Here is a 1,763-nt window from a genome sequence, read left to right on the forward strand (position 1 = left end):
CTGATCTCATTTTTATCTCCTCCAATTATTGAAATAGGTGTGAAGCCATTTTAGGGCTTTCCCGCCTTGATTACCCTTTAGCAAAGACGGGCGGGACTGTCAACGGCGGCGCATGAAATGCGCCGTTCATCTTGACCGTTGACTGGCTCGGCTGGCTTTGCTATCTTCCTGACAAATGGGAATGTCTAAGATAGTAAAGACGTCCCACATGCAACTCTTTCTTTTATTGCGGAAACCGTATCTTTAATTGTGAATGTAGTTGTGTCTATGACATTTGATTCATATACTCCCAAACCGGAAAATTGCTCCCACATTGTTTCCACTAATTCAATATTTGTTTTTCTATCTAATTTTGAGCGTTCCACAGCTCGCTTCATAGTTTCTTTTTTACTCGCTCTTAATACAATATAGTGTACCTCGTAATCTTCTTGGGCAAGAGCTTTCCATGGCTCCAAAAACCATGGCCCGACAATCCCATCTACAATTACATCATATCCGCCACGAGCATATCGCTTTGCAGCTTCTAAAAAGGCTTCAATGACAACCAGATTTTGCTCGTTGGATTCTGGCAAATGTGGTGGTATTGCGCCTTTGCTTAAGTAATGAAAAAAGTCATCGGTGTGCATATGCACTGATTTATCCATATCTGATTCCTTTGCGACAATTGACGCAGTTGTTGTTTTTCCTGTCCCCGGTGAGCCTGTAATCACAATAATTCTTCCTTGATTCATCTGTATTTTCCCTCACAATTCAAATTTATCACTTTGTTCCTGCCTGCTCAATCATCTTCTTCGCAAACTGCTGGAACATTTCAACAGTTTCTTTATCCATCGGTGTAAGCTGTCCGATCTGTCCAGCTATCATCGCCGTTACATCGTCAATGGAAAGTGGTTTTTGTTTCTGTTCCGCCAGTGCGTCCCGCATGGCTTGGAACATAGCGGCGGTCACAGCTTCTCCCGGCTGTTCCCCGTTGTCAATGTCTTTCTTAATGTCCCGCAGGATAGCCAGGAACACATTTTTGATTTTTTCAATCTCCGCTTCATGTTCCCCTATCTTTTGGGCGTTCAAAAGCTGTAAATCCTGCTTCGCTTCTGCCCGGTGTTCCGGGTGTTCTTTCATCAGGTCGGACAGGGAAGCCGTTGCCATCTCGATAAGCTGGTTTCTTGCTGTTATGCCCTTTGCCGCCGTATCCTGAAAATAAATCCGTATCAAATCTATCAGCTTAGGAAAATTCCTGTGTTCCAACAGGCGGTTGAGGATTTGCACATCAACAGCACCCGTCACAAGCCCCCTCACGGCTCCCTCGGACAAGCCTAATTCAGAAATATCGTAGCTTTTACGAACGCTCACGGTAGACAAGCCCAGTATGTAGTCTGTCGATACCTTAAATTCCTTTGCCACACCTATGAGAATATCACTGCTGACCGTTCTTGTTTCGCCGCTGACAATGCGGCTCAACTGGGAAGCGGAAACGCCTATCTTCTCCGCAAGTTCCTTTTGTGTGATGTGGTTCCCGTTGCATAAATCGGAAATCCGCTGTCCGGGTGTTCCGGGTAAAGCCATAGATACGCACCTCCTCCGCATACTTCCATTATACAGAATGATTGCAAAAATGCAATTTCCAAAGTGTAAACTTCATCAAAATGCAATTCTCGCAATATTCCGGGAATTGCATTTTTTTCGTGTAGACTTAGGGTAGTTCATCGATGGACGGCACCTTGAAAACAGAATGACCGTCCGAAAAGGAATACCCCGGCTGGGGA

The 1,763-nt window shown here is 44.9% G+C and carries 2 protein-coding genes; both read right to left on the minus strand.

All coding sequences use genetic code 11. The features are described 5' to 3' along the window. Positions 1 to 185 precede the first annotated feature (185 nt). Positions 186 to 731, minus strand: coding sequence for an AAA family ATPase (locus EDD77_RS17830; RefSeq protein ID WP_001071501.1), 546 nt, complete (start codon positions 729 to 731; stop codon positions 186 to 188). A 28-nt stretch (positions 732 to 759) separates the two neighbouring features. Then, positions 760 to 1,563: a helix-turn-helix domain-containing protein gene (locus EDD77_RS17835; RefSeq protein WP_002334816.1), complete on the minus strand. Its 804-nt coding sequence runs from the start codon at positions 1,561 to 1,563 to the stop codon at positions 760 to 762. Between the last annotated feature and the right edge of the window lie 200 nt (positions 1,564 to 1,763).

The sequence above is a fragment of the Allofournierella massiliensis genome (assembly GCF_004345265.1).
GTDB classification, from domain to species: domain Bacteria; phylum Bacillota; class Clostridia; order Oscillospirales; family Ruminococcaceae; genus Allofournierella; species Allofournierella massiliensis.